Here is a 17,984-nt window from a genome sequence, read left to right on the forward strand (position 1 = left end):
AACGAAATAATGGTTGAACGTCTCGTTTCTTAACCTATACGTTATGAGACGGCCGAATCGGTGAGATTCGGCCGTTCATTTGCTTGGGTTTAGTGGGGGTGTTTTCACAACCCTTGTGAGACAGTATCGCCGGCAGTGTTCTGGGCATTGACGACACGATGCGCAGTGGCACGGCTGATGCGGTGAACGTCGGCGATCTGGCGCAGGCTCAGACCGTGCTGGCGATCGCGAAGGATGGCTTCGCGGTCGAGGTCAAGCGGTTTTCTTCCGATCTGACGGCCTTCGAGTCGAGCGCGCCGCATTCCGGATCGCACGCGCTCGATGATCAGGTTGCGTTCCAGTTCAGCGACGACCCCGATGATCACCACGATGGCACGGCCCAGCGGACCGCCGGTGTCCATCTGTTCGCGGAACGAGACGAACTCGATGCCGAGGTGGTTCAGCTCGTCGAGCACCTCGAGCAGATGCCTGGTCGAGCGGGCGATACGATCGCAGGCCCAGACCAGGACTACGTCGAAACGTCCTCGGCGGGCATCGCGCATCAGATCATCCAGAGCAGGCCGGCGTGACTTCACGCCGCTGATCCGGTCGGTATACTCCTGCGTGATCTCATAGCCGCGCTGAACGGCCATCTGGCGCAGGTCATACCCCTGAGTCTCCGGATGCTGGTCGACAGTCGACACCCTGAGATAGAGAGCGGTGCGTTTCACTTGCGCCGCCCCTTGGGAGACTTCTTGTCGACGTAGCCCTTGATGAACTCCATCAAAACATCGGTCATGTTGAGTCCTTGTGCGGCGGTGGTTGCCTTGAAGTTGTTGTGCAACTCAACGGGTACGTTCAGGTTCATGCGTTTCACCTTCTGCTTTACGGGTTTGATCTGGCTCACCTCCTCTTCGGGGTGAGTGTATCTGGTTATGAGTACCTATGCCTAACTTGGCCGGATAGACTATCGCCATCCTCCCAGGCTCCGGAATAGAGGATCACCAGGGAGGCCATGACCAGCTTTTTCTCTCCGAGGCCCCTCCCGAAGGCACACAGTTGCTCCCAGGACTCGGGGACTTGGCCAGCCTCCATGGCCTGCCATTCCTCGACGGAGCTGCCGGCCCGTTTGGCCGCATTCTTGATCGATAGCCCGCGCTTCTGGCGCCGGAACTGGATTTCCTCGCCGAACAATATGCCCCAGAGGCCGCGGCGGAAGCGTTCTGGATTTCGGAAGAACGAAGAAGTGCATGCAGATACTTTACTCATATGGGTACTCCTAATCGGGCAGCCCGTCAAGTAGGACTGCCTGGATTTAACTCCATCCTTAGTTTGTGCTCATATGAGCATTCAGCCAAAGACCCTTCTTCATTCCTTTGGCTGCACCAGGAAGCTACGTATTCTCTATACAGGCGATTGATTCTGACGGCAGCGTAGTCGAAGACCGCGTGCCCTGGATCAACCAGCAGCTGGTCCCGCTGGCCAGCTTCGATCTGTCCAGCCTGGTCACCGAGATCAAGGGGATCTCGTTTGATGACCGCGGCCGGCTCTGGGTATGGGATGGCGCCAAGGCCATCGCCCTGCGCCTGGAATACGACGCCTACGTGCTGGACCAGGCATCACGCTCCATCTACCTCACGGACTCCGTGGACGGGCTGACCATCGATGGGATCATCCTTTAATCTCCAGCCGTTTAATTCGACCACCTATGTGGACCAGCTGGCTTTGCAGACCACGTCTTTTCCTTCCGGCGGTCGGTTTGCCACCTTCCAGATCCACTCCCGGCAAACCGGCAGTAAAACAAGTCTAACCCTTATCCCTTCTTGGCTTTGCGCCAATCTACTGCTTCCCGCGAGGCTCCGATGCGCTCCCGACGTTCTCTCTTTACTGCGCAACTGCGCGAATCCAGAGAAAAAAGCGAATCCGGAGAAAAACGAACCTTCCCCGATCAACAGATCTCGATTAAATCAAGAGGAAACCTCCTGACTTTGGACGGCAGTGTCGGTCATGAACCTAAACCGCAAGGGAGCATGTTGTTGGAATGGAAGTAGCAGATCCGGCTATTCGCTGTAGGGGATTAGGCCTCACAGGGGTTCTCTGTAAAGTTCAACTCCTAGTGAACACGCCGGCGGTCTTTCACCTTTACCGCCGGCACACCGGCGTACACACCCCACGGCTCCAGGTCGCGTGTCGCCACTGAGGCGAGGCCGAGCACCGCACCTTCCCCTACCTTGACGCCCGGCGAAACACTGGCCCGCGCACAGATCCATGCATACGCACCCACTTCCATCCTGTAGGCCACAAGGGGCAACGACGGATCATCCAGGTCATGCGCAGCTCCACAAAGATAAGAACCCTGCGAAAGAATGGCGTGCGTACCAAGGTGAACCGGAATTTTGTGAAAGGAGGGCGCACCAGCTGTCCGACTGGGCAAAGAATTGCGAATAGCGCACAGTCGGGGCAGCTGTAAGATCACCGTGACGTTTCGTTACAAGGATAAGCGTCCATCAACGCGGTCAGAGCAACATCACTTGCCGCGTGGTGCTGCTCCGCCGGATGTCGATCAATGAACTTCACCACAACAATTGCAATTTCACGCGCGGTTACCCCATTTGGAACACACGCGGGAGGGGGGTTTTTCTGATTTCGTCGGTCATTGAATACCCTCCACAAAGAAAAGGTCTCGGACATTCCCCTCAGATACGACAAGCAACTCACGCCGTCAAGCATCGCAACGTTATTAGGTTTCCTTTCGAGCACGACTTGGCAGTTTTTGAGCAGGTCGGCACCCGTTTGCACCTGTGCTCGAGCATGAACAGGTAAGACAACGAGCGTAACGACAACCGCAACAAATGCAAAGCACTTCATGAGCTCTCCCCAACATTTTGGATATACAGATATACAATTGTATCTCTCGATTACATACACCGACTGCTCCCAAGCATCCATGCAACTCGCGCCTGTGAACGCTGGCAGGATCGATTCTCTCGTGAGCAACGCCCATTATCCCAACGCAATGTTATTCGCTAGAATTGGGATGACACTTGGAGTTCGATCTCATCCTTTGCTGCTCTCGCCTAGCCAAGTTCATGGGCGATAAAGACATCTAATTCGAAGTCGAGGTTGGGATTGAACCTACCGCTCCGCCCCCCAAATAATCAGCCAACGGTCGAGTCTAGGGAACCAGATCGTTCTGTTTGCGTTGTCATATGCACCCGCAACCGTCCAGCTTCCTTGCGAAGATGCTTGGCCGCTGTCAGTAGGCTCGACCAGCCCCCCGAGCAGATTCTCGTTGTTGACAATTCAGAGGGTACTAACGACACCTTTGAAATTGCTCGGGAATACGGCACTCGCTACACCATCGAACCAGTCCGTGGCCTAAGCCGCGCTCGAAATCGTGGTCTCACCGAATGCGATACTGATTTCATAGCTTTCCTCGACGATGACGTCGTGCCCGCACCAGACTGGCTAGGCCACTTGCTTGAGCCATTTTCTGTCGGGCGAATAGGGGCCACCGCAGGCCGCGTCATTACACCGGATTCTCAGATCAACGATGAGCTCGAGAAAAGCCCGCGAACCCTCAATAACCAAGTTCCGCACTGGTTCGAGATCGCCACTTTTGGGGGTTTGGGCCTCGGTGCTAACATGGCGTTTCGTAAGCGCACGTTGCCCATCCAGCAATTGTTTGATGAACGTCTCGGCCGTGGTGCACCCCTCGAAATTGGCGAAGAAAGCTATGCCTTCGCGAGGCTCCTCGAGCAGGGCTCTCACATCGCCTATGTCCCAACTGCCATCGTCTACCACCCGCCACTCAGTCGCGGAAGCATCCAGCACGAGGCTCGGAATTCCTTTGCATACTGGCTTCTCCTATTCGCTGAGTTCCCCGGCCAGAGGATGAACATCTTTCACTTCCTCGTCCGCCGCCTCCGAGGGCAGCCCCTTGACTGGCCACGCCACCCTCAGGAGCCGGGCGACATCGTGTCCAGCAGTGTCCCGATTCTGCTCCTGGCAGCCATCAAAGGGCTTTGGCTGTTTATTCATACGCCGAAACATCGGCGATTTGGCAATAATTAGAGAGCCCTTCCTGAGGACAATGGCTTTTTGGTGGCAGTGATTGATCATCACTGGAATCCAAAGATTCGGTCGGCCAGGGACAACAGGTTGCAGAACTGTGATGATCCTGCGCACCTTGGATCGCGAAATGGAACGGAACCTTCGTTTTCTAATGGCCATTGCATCGCTGAAATCATCTTCTCTCGCGGTCGTAATGACGACGAAATGAGATCGATCCAATGGCTGGCAGAGCATCGCCTAATGCACTGGAGACGTAGGCTCGAAACTACGAAACGGCCCGAGCTCTCGACTTCTTCGCTTCTCTTGAGGGATCTGAACGGCTGCATTTATGGCAAGCTGAATCTCGAATGGACAAAAGGCGAATACTCTTCCTTGAGGACTTTCACCCGGGCGACTCGACTAATCTACCGATGAGGAACACGAGCAACTTCGTCGGCCGTCGACGGGGCAGGGAACTATGTCAGACATGATTAGGAGGGAAGGGAATCGAGCGCAACCAAAGATCAGGAAAATAAGATTCACCGCGTTCAGCTCTCGTTCCGGTCAACAAGAGCTGGCAGACCCAAGACCAAGCGCTCCCCACTTCGCTGTGCGAAACGGCATTGGATTGTGCTGGACGAAGAGTTGAAATGGCCCAAACGGAGGATCAGTTAAAATCAGCCGGCGAGCTCAGAACGTCTACGCAAGAAGATAGAGCTTGGGAAATGCCCCACCTTTTTAGTAAGACCTTCATCAAATTCTCTGGGGTTCATATCGGGAAAGTACTGTACAAGTTCGTTGAGCCGATAATGGTGCAACATGGATAGCGAGGCTGCGATCTCAAAGCGTCGATTCATCAAGAGGAATGCGTAGAGAAGGGCAGTTTCATGTGGAAAAAATAGCGCTGACGAAAGAGTGTCTGTCCCGTAGTCATAAGGAAAATAGATGTCATGAAAGTGCGCGTAAACGCCAGTCGCGAGTCTGGGCAGGATCTCAAGTATTATCAGATTTGCTTCGCCTGCTGGACCAAGCGTATGGCTTGAATCTACAAAGAAAAGGTCTCCGTCTTGAAGTCGGGAGATAAAGTCAATACTAACGTCCTCAATTTTCTGAGTAATTAACGTGATTCGTTCGCGTTCGCTTTCTAGTTGAAGAAAGGCTGTGGGGTAGGGCTCAATACACGTAATCCGAGGAACGTATCCCTCGTCTGCCGCCGCAAGCAAGCAAATTGCGGTTGAAACCCCGCATCCAATCTGGACGATTTGGCGTGGTCTCTGTGAACGAACGAAGCAGTATAGAAAGTCGGCCTCTACCTCCCCATAACCCTGATCGCTGCCGTTCATTCTGACTGCCATCTCATGGATCTTAAAATGTGTGAGATTTGCTCGGTAAGGTCGAGTGCATTCATCAACCCAAGCCAACTGCGCTTCGATAGGGCCGGAGATGTCTTTCATTGAACGCGGCACACGCCACGCCTTGTTGTTCCGTAGGGTCCTGATATCTGGTATTTCGGAGTAAAAGTGCCGCGGCAAAATATCAACATGGAACCGTTGCCCCATCTCGAAACAGATGCGCATCAGCCTCTTAATCCAATTCTTTATGGCTCTTTTAATTCCCTGCGACATTGAGACCTGCCTTTTTTTCCTGGCGATGGCTAATTCCACCGATACGGCACGCGACTCGATCCGCTTCGGTGCAAAATATCAACTGCATTTTTCGTGTCCCGACTGAAAAACATTGTTTGGACCATGCATCAGGCGGATCAAGGCCGGAGCCGATGCAGCGTGCGTCATGACTGCGACGGTATCCGCGGCTTCTCTTTCGATGGTCAGACAAGGAAGTAGCGATTGGTCGGTTCGAGCCATTTCGAACGCTTGCATATTACGATGTGCGAGATTGAATCCTCTTAACAAAAGTCTAAGTCAGGCTTTGTCGAGTGAGACGAGCAATCTCAGAACGCACTTCGCCTTCTGATGCCGCGTCTTTTACCGCTTCCTCGAGCTCGCGCAGCTTTGCGCCGACAAGGAACCGGTACCAGAACCCCTGGAGGACGTGATAGGAAAACCCCTTCCGCCCATCAAGGAATCCCATTTGAAATACATATCGAAACAGGAAATAGACGATGGTGGAGATCTCGAAGGGAAGCCGGTTATACACGTACTCCTTGAAGAAGCGCTTGATCTTCGCCTGCTTCGCGGTTGACTCCCGCGTGAGTTCAACTCGTGGTTCGAACAAATGCAGACGCCTATTTAACACATCGAGAGCTTCTCTGCTGGCATAGGAATTGTGCTTCGTTGTGAATGCGGTTAAATCAAAGAGGTTGTGATCAGCGAAACCGCCGTGGAAAGTAACAGTTCTTCCTTCGGTCAGATAGATGTGCTCGTCCATCCATCGGTCCTCAATCTTCGCTTTTCCACGGCGCCAGATACGCAGGAGAGTGAGCGGGTATCTCCCACCGAAGCGGATAAACTTACCCTGGAATATTGTTTTCCGATTGAGGTTGACTCCGTTAATGTCGGGAGGGAGGGTGTCAAGTTTCGCTGTAATCTCCTGAGCGAGATCGGATTCGATGATCTCGTCGGCATCCAGACGCATTACCCAGTCTGAGGTGATTGGTGCGTTTTCGAGCGCCCATTGGAATTGCTGCGCTTGGTGTTTGAAGGGATGTTGAAGGACTTGTGCACCGCCAGCCTTCGCAAGCTCCACAGTGTTGTCGGTTGAAAATGAATCAACAACGAATACTTCTCGCGCAAAAATCCGGATGTGATCAAGAGCGCGGGAAAGATGAATCGACTCGTTATAAGTGAGGATAATTACCGCGATACTCGGTTTCACGTTCATGCGACAGTCCTTCACGCGTAGCTTTGACGACTAGAAATGTTGCCGTTCCTTCTACAAGGCTTGCTCTCTCTACTTTTCTGTAAAAAGATGGTGTTCCGACGTCTTGATAGAAACCGATTGCTCGTGCGAAGTCACGTGCAGTCACTTCAATTATCAAAATACTGAAGAAAGCCCGCTCGAGCATAGGTCGACATCTTTGCACGCTGGGGCGCGGACGGCGCCTCGAAACGGCGAATCAGGTCGCGGGTGCCATTGAGTCTGTCCGGTTCGACGAATCCAGTTCGCGATGACTGAACCTCACGCCAGATGTTTACCTTGTTGCTGACCAACACGGGGATGGAGCAGGCCATCGCCTCGGCGCCGACGAAACCAGAGTTTGTGGATTCGAGGGCAAGATCATGGCCTGGGCATTAAGGCATGTTCCCCCTGCAAGTCGTCTTTGAGCATTCCCGGTCAATGGATGCGCGCAGACACTCCGAGTTGCCGAGAGAGAGTCCGCAGCTCTGGCACCCATCCGACTTGGTCGGGACCTGCAATCACAGGTCAAGATGGGTCGAGAGTTCTGACAGCTGGCATACCAGTAGACCTAGATTGGCAGATGCTTACGGATTAGCGCAGGCGATAACTATGAAACGCGCCGTCCCGTACCTGCCTTGCTGCCAATTCCTCATCGTCGTTTCCCTTTCGCTATTAAAGCTAGCTGTGGGGGTACGTTCTAGTGGGGCCAAGGTTACTGAGCAAGGATTGGAATCTCGTCGGCAAAATTTGCCGAAAGAATCCCAAAACCAATCCTAAGCCATCCTGGTATTGCTGTCCGACACGGCGCACATTCTCGTATCTGCGATTGTAGGTGGAATTGACGATCCAACACAATCTTCGATATGGCTCATCTCTCTCTTAATCGTTCAGTGTCTTTGGATCGCTAGGTTGGTCCGCGGAAGTATTCCGTTCCCCTACTCTGGGTGATCGCATTAGTGGCCTCTGGCAACAGTCTTCATTATCTGCGAAAACTGTTCGATCCATTCCCGCTCAATCCTTGTCTTGAAGTGGGAACGTTGATTCGCAAATATCAGTTCAGTTGCGGGGCTGAATTCAAAATAGAGGCGCGTCAGACACGTCGCAAGTTCTTCGGGCGATTCTGGGGAGAAATAAACGCCCCTCTCCGGAGCCTGCTCACGGTGAACATCGATATTCGACAGAACGATTTGCTTGCACATGGCTTTGGATTCTTCAACCGATGTACTCCAGCCTTCAAACATTGACGGTTGCACTACTGCCAGCGAGTGATGCATCAGGCTGACCAATATGTTATACGGTACGGTGCCCAGGCAGATAAAGCGCTCCTCTAATCCAAACTCCTTCACCTTCGCCATGAGCCCGGGCACGTAGCCGGGGTCGCGGCGATCATCCATCGGGCCAGTACAAATCACACGAATCTTAGGGGACACCTGACGTAAGGCCTCTATTACTACCCGGTGATTTTTGTGCTGCCAGAATTGGTTAGGCAAAAAAAAGTATGGTTCGATTACAGGATAGTGGGCTGCAAGCTCTTCACGGCTAAGAGAAACCATATCTACAATTGCTGCGCATGAAAACCGTAGAACGTGCGGCCTTACTGATGCCAACTCGGGATAAAAGCGCCGGAAGTCGTTTGCAGCCGCATTGCTACTGAGCAAAATGTTTCCCCACCGTTTCGTATTGGCCACAATTGAATCGCGGTACGCACATTCCTTACGGCTGAAGTACTTCGGAAAGACCTTGTGCTGAAAATCCGGTTGCCACCAAAGTGTATTGATGCTTGTTTGCTTTCCTATTTCGCAGTGACTCAGCAGATCAACCCGATGGCGCTTCAGGAACTTCAGTATGGCAGGATCGTAACCAATGATCCGCCGGGTTGCGCGACGAGGATAGTTCCAAGGTGGCCGCGATGTCATTTCTGGCCATGGGTGCACTTCGATAGCGTCGCACTCGTAGCACGAAACATCTTCAGGATGAGGCGTGAAAATCGCCAATTTTACAGCTGGATCTGGATTCTGTTGGTAACAACTCCAAAGATTCTTGTAGTAATTGACACCACCTTGCCACATTCCTCTCAGCGACGCGATGATGCCCACCTTAATCATTCACACCTCGCTGGCGATACCATTCCACGTATGCGCCTAAACCGGTTCGAAGTGGGGTGCGGAACACAGGACCAAGCACTGCTTCGATTGAATTGTCGGCAACCAGACGTTCAGGATCGCCCTCCTTGTGCTGGCCGAGGAACTTAGGCTCAATATCTATTCCTGCGACACTGAAGAGTTCAGAGAGTACCTCACGAACGGATGTTCCTCGGCAGGTGCCTGCATTAAAAACCGGAACATCTGCACTCGCATATTCGCTGGCTTGCAAAAGGCACTCCACCAAGTCTGAAACAAAGACCCAATCACGTAGCTCGCGGCCTGACCCAAAAAATCGGGAATCGCCGCGGTCTGTCTTTTGCATTGCATCCCATAGCAGTTGTTTGCGGAGGCCAGGTCCGTATACAGAAAATGGCCTCAAAATGACTGACTGGGTTCGATACATTCTTGCATGATCCAGCAGCAGGAACTCCACTTGCCGCTTGTGCACGCCATAAGGAGAGAGTGGCAGACAAGCCAGATCGTGGCTAGCCTCTTTGTGTATGGCTTCGCCGTAGATGGCGGCGCTCGACACATAAACAAGTTGCACAGCGGGCCAACGCCGTCGAAGATAATCCAGCAACAGAACGGTGGAGAAAACGGTTTTCAAAAAGTCAACTGGAGGATCTTCCACCGAGGCCGCAACGGACGCGCCGCCTGCAAGATGAAAGACCGTCTGCGGCACAAAGTCAACCGTCTCCAATGTGTCCCGGGAGATATCGCCAAAGATATAGTGTGCTCCGACCACGAGCTCCGCATCCTCCCGGTTTCCGCCAAGAGAAATCACGTTGCTGCCGAGCGTCACCATCCGACGAACCAGGTGGCTCCCGATAAACCCAGCGCCGCCGGTTACGAGAACGGGCCTTGACGCGAATGTGTTGGCTAAGGCGCTACTAGCGCTTTCGAAACTCAATTGGTATCTCCTTTACGACACGCGCGGGGTTGCCTACAGCGATAGTCCAAGGCGGAACGTTCTTTGTCACAACAGCTCGCGCTCCTATAATGGCGCCCTCTCCGATTGTCACACCCTTCAAGACCACGACGTCGAATCCCAACCATGCATAGTTGCAAATCTTGATCGGCTCGGCTGCAACGCTCCTCCAGTCTTTGTTTGCTACCATGTTCCCACGAGGGAAGTCGATTAACTGTTGATCCTGGTCCGCTATGCGATCCAAATACGAAATCGAATGAGAATTGTGATCGTAGATAACGCAGCCCCATCCAATCGTCACCGCATCCCCTATCACAATCGATGAACGCGAAATCACCTTCGTTCCACTATTGATAAACACTCCGTCGCCAACGGTGATTTCGCCACGGGTGCTCTCAAAGATAAATTCGTTGTGCAAGAGGCAACGGTCTCCGATTCGAAGAGCCACATCTTCTCGCGGGCAATCCAAACGAATGCGAAATGTAGGGCCGATCTGGGAGTTGCCCATGCGAACGTTCCTATTCCGTAACATATCTCGAAGAGGATCGTAGAAAAAGTGGTTTCGGATTTTCCTAAGAATGTTCAACATTTCCTAACTTCCTATGCTGTCTTTTGGGGCCGCTCCGGTATGGATTAATAACACTGCACTTCAAATTGTTTCCGTGGATGCAGCTCGTCGTTCCTCAATATTCTCGAATTTAGCTTTAGCTATTTCTCCAAACAAATCTCGAATAATAAATGCATATATAGGAAACGTGATCGCTAACTGCGTGATGATCGAACCAAGGCAGACTCCAATCACTCCGAACCGCCGAGTGAGAATGATCGAAAGAGCTAGATTGGTTAAGCTAGCGATCACTGCTGCAATGGCCTGGACTCTTAAGACGCCTGCGCCATTCAGGAGTATCGAGGTTGAAGCCGAGACGGCGGCAACTACGCCCCAAAGGCCGAGCACGATCAGTAGTGACAGCGGGGCATGCAACGACCTGCCGAAAAAGACTCTAAGTATCCAAGGGCCGGTCAGTACCAGAAGGGTGCAAAATGAACCAGAAATCACAAAGGTGAGCCACAGAGATGAGAAGAATACCCTCCGCACCCACGATACGTCTCCGCGCGCTAAAGCCTCTCCATATGCGGGCCAGAGCGGTGTGATCGCCACGCCTACCACTAAGCCCACAAAACTGAAAAGCTTCTGAGGTACTGCATATGCAGCTACGGCAGCTGCGCCCAGAATCTGCGTGATGACAATGTTATCGGATGTGTACCCGATTGTGACCGCGCATTGCAGCACGAAGAACATCAGACCGAGTTTGAGGATTTTGCTTGCCGCACTGCGACGATACGCATGGCGCGCGGGCAACAGCCATGGGTGCTCATAAAACAGAAGCCAACCATTGAATGCGGTTGCGGTCACCGATCCCATGGTTGAGGCAAAGACCAGCCATGCTAGGCTGCCGTGCAACCGGATGGCCAACAGCAGTGCGATCAAGGTGAGGACGCTGCCGAGGGCGCCGACGACTTGCGGGATATAACCTTGCTGCAATCCTGACTGTGCGCGCGTGATGATGCCAATTGGAATGCTGATGACGAACCACGCATACAGCACGAGGATCGCGTGGGATCCTTCAACAGCGAGGGCCGCGGATTCTACGTTGAACAGGCGCATCCACGGCATAAATGGGAAAGCTGCAGCCCCAGCGGCACTGAGAAAAAGCGCGATGCCCAGCATCATGACAAATGCGCTGGTGACGTATTCTCTGGCCAGATTGCGATCGTCCTTGCCGTACGCTTCGGAGATGGCATTCACCAAGCCGTTGCCGATGCCAAGGTCGGCAAATCCCATGGCGGAAATGATGGAAATTAGCACCATCCAAAGACCGTAGCGTTCCGGGCCAAGATACTTAAATGTAAGTGGCAGTGTTACCAGGGAAACCAGCAGCCCGATCACCCTTGCTGCACCGGCCGAGACTGTAGTCAGTCCAGCGCGGCGGAGCCGCTCCTTTGAACGTCCACCTTCGGTGGAAGTATCATGAGAACGTAGCCGGAACACCGACACAACGTGTTTTATCTGCTGTTTAATTAATGAACTCCTTTGAATCTGAAACAGCCTTCGCTAGCCCGTTCCTACTGCAGAGATGCGCATTCCGATGATTGATTTCAGCACCATCTAAAGATCGTAGCGTTCCTCGCACGGACAACAAAAGGCGAGAGGTGCCGTCAACTGTGAGGCGAGCGCTGCAACTACAAGTGCTCCACCGGACACGGTCGTGATCGCCGCTCGCCCAAGCGCTCTTTTGACCGTCCAGCTTCTGTTAACGTGTCGAGCGGGCGAAGACGGAAAAGCAAAAGGCGGATTTCGTTGTCTTGATTAATAAGCTTATTTACTAATTTCCTTAGCCGATCACATCATCGATCTACCGATTCATGCAACTCCTAAGGGCGGCCAGATGAATCGCGACATGTGAGTCGTCCAATGACTATGAAACGATGACATAAAACCCGATGATGCAGTTTTGGTCTTTGGGCGTTTCAGCGATGATGCGTTCTCAGGCGGGTTTAATCATCGACCGCCTGAGTCGTCCAATAAACGATCTCACGCTTATATAGAGGAAGGCGTGGAACGGCAGATATTGACGAATGAGCGAGAGACGGTCCGCTAGAAACGCAGGATCCGCAACTTGTGAGCTCAAACCCTGCCCGGAAAAGAACGCAATCTCATACGGGATGTACCGGAAGCGTAATCTCTGATTCCCAAAACAACGAAGATTGAATTCGTAGTCGGCTAAAATCTTGTACTTAAGGGAATAGCCCCCATTCTCAAATGCTTTGACTGGGTAAAACACCGACTGGTGGTTTATGGTCCAATGGGCCAGCCGCCAGGAATTGTAGTGACCATTCCTTACCGGCCCAGCTTCTGTGCGATAGTCACCGTAGTAGACAGTACTCGGATCGCAGAGCACGCTCTCGAGTTCATCGAGTCTCACTGTTAGAATGTCGTCGCTACCCAGAAAGTATAAATATTTTCCGCGAGCCTGTTTGAGCCCTTTGTTCATTGCATCGTAGATGCCGTGATCGGCTTCACTTAACCAATACGCCAGGCGATCACTGTATTTCCGGATGATATCCACCGTCCCATCGGTCGAAGCGCCATCGATTACGATCAACTCCGCAATACCTTGCTTCTGAGAGAGCACACTCAGCAGCGCGGTCTCGAGATGCTCTACACGATTGCGGACGGGCATAATTACGCTAATTAGCGGTTGCTGCTTCTTGCCGCCATTGCCGGACAAACTTTTTAGTTCTTGACTCTCGAGGTCTGTGTTGGCCATTCTCCTCTACTCTCCCAGATCCCTCACCAGTTATTCCAAACCATCTGAACATTCTCTGCTATTCAACGCAGTGATCGAAGGCTTGGCATTTCAGCTTCGAGCATCAATCGAGACGATGTTTAACACGCGATATCGCGCTTTCCAACCCAAAGCACAGCAGCGCACGATGGATACACCCTGTTCTGACGAATGTCTGCCGGTCGAATAAGAATGCTACCAATCAAACAGATGGTCTCGCCAGTCTCTATCTATTATGTGGAATGCGGTTTGCGACCGCCCAGGCCGCTCCGATGTCGGTTTCCTTGTAGCTGACCAGAATATCGCCCCATGCCAGAAAATGGAGTAGTTCACGATATCGCCAGGTGTCACTGCAATAAGTCCGTTCGGCGCGTCGAGGCTCGATAAGCAATTCCTTCATAATTGGTTACATTTAATTTTGAGTTTGTGATCAATCTGATAGGCCGAACTTGCCATAAGTGTTCGATATCAGTGGACTCGCCAAGGACGGGATCGACCCAGGTTCGGGATCATCGCTATCGGCGCTCTGCGGACCAAGCCGAACCGCTTCCAACGTCCCTTCAGAAGATGAGTACCTCGAACTCCAACAGTTTTGGGCTCAAGCAAATCGACGATGATCACGATCGTGACCGCTTCAATGATTCGAGAAGTGCTTCCGAAAGGAGAGAAGAGGATAGCCCAGCAGTAGCTAACCAGCAGCCACGCATAAATTGGCGCGAGAGTCGGCCTGCGAATGGCCACAACGACTATGGCTCTCAGAACGAGCCAGAAGAGATAAGCCCAAAACAGAATGCCAAGTATCCCGGCAAAGACCCATGCGGCGATAATATGCGAGTGAGTGGGGATGACTCCTTGGGACTCTCTCTCCTGCTCGACGAAGCCCTGCTGCCCGCTTTCGTGATGCCATTCGGCCATCAATTCGGCATACTTCAAGTCACTCGCCCAGGAACCATGACCCAGAAGCGGGCTGTCAATTGCAGCTTGTAGACCTATGAAGAACTCAGGCCTCCCGCCGAGAATAAGGTTGCCAACGCTCGCCTCTGATTCATTCTTCAACTGCGCTTCTTCGCTCACGAGCCCGGATTGTGATGCAAACTTCACTAGCTGATTGGCTGACCACCCTCCCGCCAGGGCGAACGTAGCGACAATGGCTACACGCAACAGGTTGTTCCGTCGAGGAAGTAGCCTGAGGCTCCCGATTCGCTCTGGAATAAACGGAACAACAAGTACGGTTGTTACGAGGAGTTCGAGAAAAGCGGATCGGTAGTTGTACAGAAGGTTGACGGCGTTGGTTCCGAAAAGCAGGAGCAGGGCAAAGATATGTTGGCGGCGCGCGATGAGGAAGCAGCTTATAAGCACGGTCAGCAAAATACATCCGGTTGCATAGCCCCACTTCCATCGGTCCCCTCGTTCGTCGAACGAAGCCACATATGGCGAAAGCCGGGCCATCACTATTGAGCCAATGGCATAGAAGGCAAGGAAGATGGTCTTTCGCCGGTCGCTGGTCAGGAGCATCGTAAGACAGGCAATCTCAGCCGCAAAGAAAGCAATGTTTGCCATTCCCCTCAAGCGGTTCGTCATCACAACCTCGCGGTAGGCATCGGTCAGGACCTGGCTGAGAAACCACAGTCCGAGCAGCACTAGGAGCCGTATCGTGTAGGGCTTTAGTAGACTCCTACCCCGAGCGAAGAGGAAAAACGGGAGACATGTGATCAGGATGAGTTCTGTAACAAAGAGATCGCCTACGATGTGAATTAGCACACTGCTCAGAAGGCCTAGAATGCAGATCATGCCTTCTGTGATGATCTGCATCACAGGTCGAGGTTGACGCGTTGGCGGCACGAATTTCCGGACAGTAGCCTTAATCATCCCGGATTCCCTCGAACATCAAGGAAGCTTCGATAGATCGTTGCCATACGGTCTCCGTATTGCTCCCAAGTATTTGCTCGTCGTGCTTGTTCGGCTGCTTCGATTCCCATTTTCTCGGCGAGAGATGGATCGCGATATAGACGCTGAATACAATCCGTCAGCGCTTCAACATCGCCGGATGGAAACACAAATCCGTTGACTCCTTCTGAAACCATATCCGCCGCGCCCGCATTGGATGACACGATCACTGGACAGCCGCTCGCCATCGCTTCAAGAGCGACCATCCCAAAACCGTCCTCGAACGAGGGTAAAACGAAGACCGAGGCGCTCTGATAGAGCTCCGGCAATTTGGAATTCGGAACTGGCCCTAAGAACCTGACGTTCTCTAGGCCGAATGAGTCAATAATCGCTTTTACGCCGGGTGAGATCCCTCCGGCCACTATCAGTTCGCTTTTGTCTAGATTCGCCTTTTTGAAGGCCTCGGCCAATACGTGCACCCCTTTACGTATCGTCACCTGTCCTACGAAGAGAACGCGAAACACGCCCTTTGGGGCGAATTGTCTCGATTGAAACCGAAGAAGATTTACCCCGGGCGGCAGAACTGAGAGCTTGCTCCGCGGAACTCCGCGTTTGATGAAGGAGTTCAGTGCAAAATTTGAAAGAACAATTATCCGATCGGCAGTTTCGTATTCCTTCAATTCTCTTTCAACACCACGGGGATGAAATCCTCGTCCGCGCAGACCGAACCTTGCGTGTTCCCTCTCCCCGATTTCAATCTGCTCCTGTATATGCGAGGAGCCTACCTCACAAATGTAAATCGCGCCCAACTTCTTCGCTTGGATGCCTGCTCGAAGGTTGTATCGAGACAAGCCATGAAAAATCTCGCATTCGCTCAACTTCGACGCCACCCACCGATCGTGGAGATCGTGGGACAGATTATGGTAAGCATCCATCACTCCATCAGTGGGCCACACCCACCCGGGCGCCGCCATCGCTGGCGCGACCAGCCACGGAAAGGAACAAATGCAGTGCGCGGGAATACCGGCTCTTCGAGCGAGAATCGATGGATACCCGGTGTAAATCTTCTCGAGAACGCCAACGCGCGCCAATTCCACTGCCAGCGAAAAGAAATGGAATCTGCCGATCGAGGAGAGGCAAACGCGGAAGTCCATCCCTTGACGCGCGGGCGCGTGTCCACTGCTGTTACGCGTCATGGTCTTTCTCAACAGCCGGCTATCACGTTCTATGGTAGTCATGTCTCTAGGCCATCCAGCAGAAAGGGCTAGTTAAACTCGCAGGAATTGTGCAACTTGGACTCCGATGACGGATTCGCTCAATCGCGTCTGCCAGAATTTCAAACTAGACATTCGATAGTGCTCAAGCGCATCCAGATCGCGTGCATACTTCTTCAGCAGCTGAGGGAGCTCCCTCCAGTTTTCAACCTGAATCGCCGGTGCCCCAGCGAGAAACGGCTCCGGTGGAAGAATATTAGTTATAACAAGGCATCCCGCGCGCCATCCCTCATAATGGCGGAAGGTCTCCGCCATTGTGCCGCGGGGAGCCAGACAAATCCGCGAGTTCATCATCTTGCTCGAGTAGGCGTGGAACTCAGGGCACTGCCCTTTTGTTTCTCCTCCCGCGATGTCTGCTGTTTCAATACGCCACTCTGTGTCTTTTCTGAGTCGAAGAAGAACGTCCCAGAGTTGTTTGCGAGCCTGAGTCTTGGAGTCTGTTGTCCAGTATCGATAACTCGTACGGGGAAGGGGAGTGGATAGCTGGCCCGTAAAGAAAGCATCGAGTCGCCGCTCTGCCATCGGGATCTGGGGAAGCTCCTCTTGGCTGTGGTAGCCAAGAGGGATCGCAAGTACCCTTGGGGAGTCGTGGAGTGCTGGGGGCCAACCCTTTGGCACGTGGCGAACGCCATATCGGGAACGAAGATGCAATGCCCAGTCCCGCAAATACTGGAACGTGAGCACAGCCTCGTACTTATTTAGACCAAGCCGAGGATGAAAGCCAAGGAAAGGCTTCATCTGCAGACAGCAGTGAATCACCCCGCGTACATGACGTGCGTAGGTCGGTATCTTACTCCGCTCCTCCTGCCAGAGAACTGCCACGACATCGTTGCCGTATTCAGGTAGCTCATAAGGGTTCTTGGTGAAATAGAAGCGCAGCGCTGTCGCCGGCATCTCACGTTGCACATGCGAAAGAACACTCAGCGGGTATCTCCACTCGGGCACCAAGCGATCATCCCAGACTGCGCCATTTGGAAATTCGACCGGCGGCCCTTCTGCGGACGATCGCCACGAAAAATACCTGTGCACTGATGAAACGGCCGAGGCCGCAGAGTGGGGCTGATTCATCTTTTTCCGATCATAACTGCGGCTGATGTTCGGCCAATTTCGCTCAGATGGGTGTTTACCAGACTCAGTTGGCCATAACCTTCAGGCCATGCCTGCATGCGAGCGGCCAGAGACGCATCACCCATTAATCAGCAGAGCATCAACGAATCTGGATTGGCTCTGTGAAGAAATCCAACCCGAGATCATCTCTACATCCATTCCACGCAAAGTAAACTCTGTAGCCAGCAATACAATTAACAGCCGGGAGATTCTGATATCGGTCACACTTACCCCGTGGCCTGGGAGAATGTCTACTCTGTTGCATCCATCGTATGGCTCGAATTTCTAGGAGAATGCGCTCGTTGCGCTTCGGTAACAGCGGGTTGACGGTTTCCTGCGAAGCAGATCGTATCTCGCTGCGTGAAGGCGTTCATCAGTCGAAACTGATTTCTGGAGTTTGCGGTTT

The 17,984-nt window shown here is 52.8% G+C and carries 17 protein-coding genes; 2 read left to right on the forward strand and 15 right to left on the reverse strand.

Translation table 11 applies throughout. From position 1 onward, the window contains the following. Nucleotides 1–104 precede the first annotated feature (104 nt). Genes P8935_RS14210 through P8935_RS14220 form a run of 3 tightly spaced genes read right to left on the reverse strand, consistent with a single transcriptional unit; the run spans nucleotide 105 to nucleotide 1,248 of the window. Entirely contained in the window at nucleotides 105–710 is a 606-nt protein-coding gene (locus P8935_RS14210; protein ID WP_348260959.1) for a recombinase family protein, read from the reverse strand. Further along, a complete protein-coding gene (locus tag P8935_RS14215) occupies nucleotides 707–886 on the reverse strand; it encodes a plasmid partition protein ParG (RefSeq protein WP_348260942.1) in 180 nt (59 codons plus the stop codon). The genes P8935_RS14210 and P8935_RS14215 overlap by 4 nt, the downstream gene beginning before the upstream one ends. Nucleotides 887–912: 26 nt before the next feature. Further along, on the reverse strand, nucleotides 913–1,248 hold the full coding sequence (locus tag P8935_RS14220; RefSeq protein ID WP_348260941.1) for a helix-turn-helix transcriptional regulator: 336 nt from the start codon (nucleotides 1,246–1,248) through the stop codon (nucleotides 913–915). Between the two features lie 107 nt (nucleotides 1,249–1,355). Here P8935_RS14220 and P8935_RS14225 point away from each other — a divergent pair, with 107 nt between their 5' ends. After that, the gene (locus P8935_RS14225) at nucleotides 1,356–1,661 is read left to right on the forward strand and encodes a hypothetical protein (RefSeq protein WP_348260940.1); all 306 of its coding nucleotides are present in this window, start codon (nucleotides 1,356–1,358) and stop codon (nucleotides 1,659–1,661) included. A gap of 431 nt (nucleotides 1,662–2,092) precedes the next feature. Here the strand turns inward: P8935_RS14225 and P8935_RS14230 are convergent, their stop codons facing one another. After that, nucleotides 2,093–2,290 carry a hypothetical protein gene (locus P8935_RS14230; RefSeq protein ID WP_348260960.1) on the reverse strand — a complete coding sequence of 66 codons (198 nt, stop codon included), beginning with the start codon at nucleotides 2,288–2,290 and terminating at the stop codon, nucleotides 2,093–2,095. A 161-nt stretch (nucleotides 2,291–2,451) separates the two neighbouring features. Then, the gene (locus P8935_RS14235) at nucleotides 2,452–2,847 is read right to left on the reverse strand and encodes a Rap1a/Tai family immunity protein (RefSeq protein WP_348260961.1); all 396 of its coding nucleotides are present in this window, start codon (nucleotides 2,845–2,847) and stop codon (nucleotides 2,452–2,454) included. 261 nt (nucleotides 2,848–3,108) lie between these two features. Between P8935_RS14235 and P8935_RS14240 the strand changes: the two genes are divergently transcribed. Beyond that, on the forward strand, nucleotides 3,109–4,053 hold the full coding sequence (locus P8935_RS14240; protein ID WP_348260962.1) for a glycosyltransferase family A protein: 945 nt from the start codon (nucleotides 3,109–3,111) through the stop codon (nucleotides 4,051–4,053). Between the two features lie 656 nt (nucleotides 4,054–4,709). On the opposite strand, the gene P8935_RS14245 is transcribed toward P8935_RS14240, so the two are convergent. The 10 genes from P8935_RS14245 to P8935_RS14290 all read right to left on the reverse strand — a co-directional run bounded on the left by P8935_RS14245 (nucleotide 4,710) and on the right by P8935_RS14290 (nucleotide 17,539). After that, on the reverse strand, nucleotides 4,710–5,657 hold the full coding sequence (locus tag P8935_RS14245; protein WP_348260963.1) for a class I SAM-dependent methyltransferase: 948 nt from the start codon (nucleotides 5,655–5,657) through the stop codon (nucleotides 4,710–4,712). A 292-nt stretch (nucleotides 5,658–5,949) separates the two neighbouring features. After that, nucleotides 5,950–6,873, reverse strand: a complete 924-nt coding sequence (locus tag P8935_RS14250; RefSeq protein ID WP_348260964.1) for a glycosyltransferase family 2 protein — start codon at nucleotides 6,871–6,873, stop codon at nucleotides 5,950–5,952. Nucleotides 6,874–7,844: 971 nt separating this feature from the next. Next, nucleotides 7,845–8,996 (reverse strand): glycosyltransferase family 1 protein, encoded by a 1,152-nt coding sequence (locus tag P8935_RS14255; RefSeq protein WP_348260965.1) that lies wholly within the window; start codon nucleotides 8,994–8,996, stop codon nucleotides 7,845–7,847. Further along, nucleotides 8,989–9,945: an NAD-dependent epimerase/dehydratase family protein gene (locus tag P8935_RS14260; RefSeq protein ID WP_348260966.1), complete on the reverse strand. Its 957-nt coding sequence runs from the start codon at nucleotides 9,943–9,945 to the stop codon at nucleotides 8,989–8,991. Before P8935_RS14260 ends, P8935_RS14255 begins: the two co-directional genes overlap by 8 nt. Continuing rightward, nucleotides 9,926–10,381, reverse strand: a complete 456-nt coding sequence (locus P8935_RS14265) for an acyltransferase (protein WP_348260967.1) — start codon at nucleotides 10,379–10,381, stop codon at nucleotides 9,926–9,928. Before P8935_RS14265 ends, P8935_RS14260 begins: the two co-directional genes overlap by 20 nt. Before the next feature lie 231 nt (nucleotides 10,382–10,612). Further along, the gene (locus P8935_RS14270; protein ID WP_348260968.1) at nucleotides 10,613–12,019 is read right to left on the reverse strand and encodes an oligosaccharide flippase family protein; all 1,407 of its coding nucleotides are present in this window, start codon (nucleotides 12,017–12,019) and stop codon (nucleotides 10,613–10,615) included. Nucleotides 12,020–12,509: 490 nt separating this feature from the next. Next, nucleotides 12,510–13,292: a glycosyltransferase family 2 protein gene (locus tag P8935_RS14275; protein WP_348260969.1), complete on the reverse strand. Its 783-nt coding sequence runs from the start codon at nucleotides 13,290–13,292 to the stop codon at nucleotides 12,510–12,512. 486 nt (nucleotides 13,293–13,778) lie between these two features. Beyond that, a complete protein-coding gene (locus tag P8935_RS14280) occupies nucleotides 13,779–15,179 on the reverse strand; it encodes a hypothetical protein (protein WP_348260970.1) in 1,401 nt (466 codons plus the stop codon). Further along, nucleotides 15,176–16,393, reverse strand: a complete 1,218-nt coding sequence (locus P8935_RS14285; RefSeq protein ID WP_348260971.1) for a glycosyltransferase family 4 protein — start codon at nucleotides 16,391–16,393, stop codon at nucleotides 15,176–15,178. The genes P8935_RS14280 and P8935_RS14285 overlap by 4 nt, the downstream gene beginning before the upstream one ends. 72 nt (nucleotides 16,394–16,465) lie before the next feature. Further along, entirely contained in the window at nucleotides 16,466–17,539 is a 1,074-nt protein-coding gene (locus P8935_RS14290) for a hypothetical protein (RefSeq protein ID WP_348260972.1), read from the reverse strand. Between the last annotated feature and the right edge of the window lie 445 nt (nucleotides 17,540–17,984).

Source organism: Telmatobacter sp. DSM 110680 (assembly GCF_039994875.1).
Lineage (GTDB): Bacteria > Acidobacteriota > Terriglobia > Terriglobales > Acidobacteriaceae > Telmatobacter.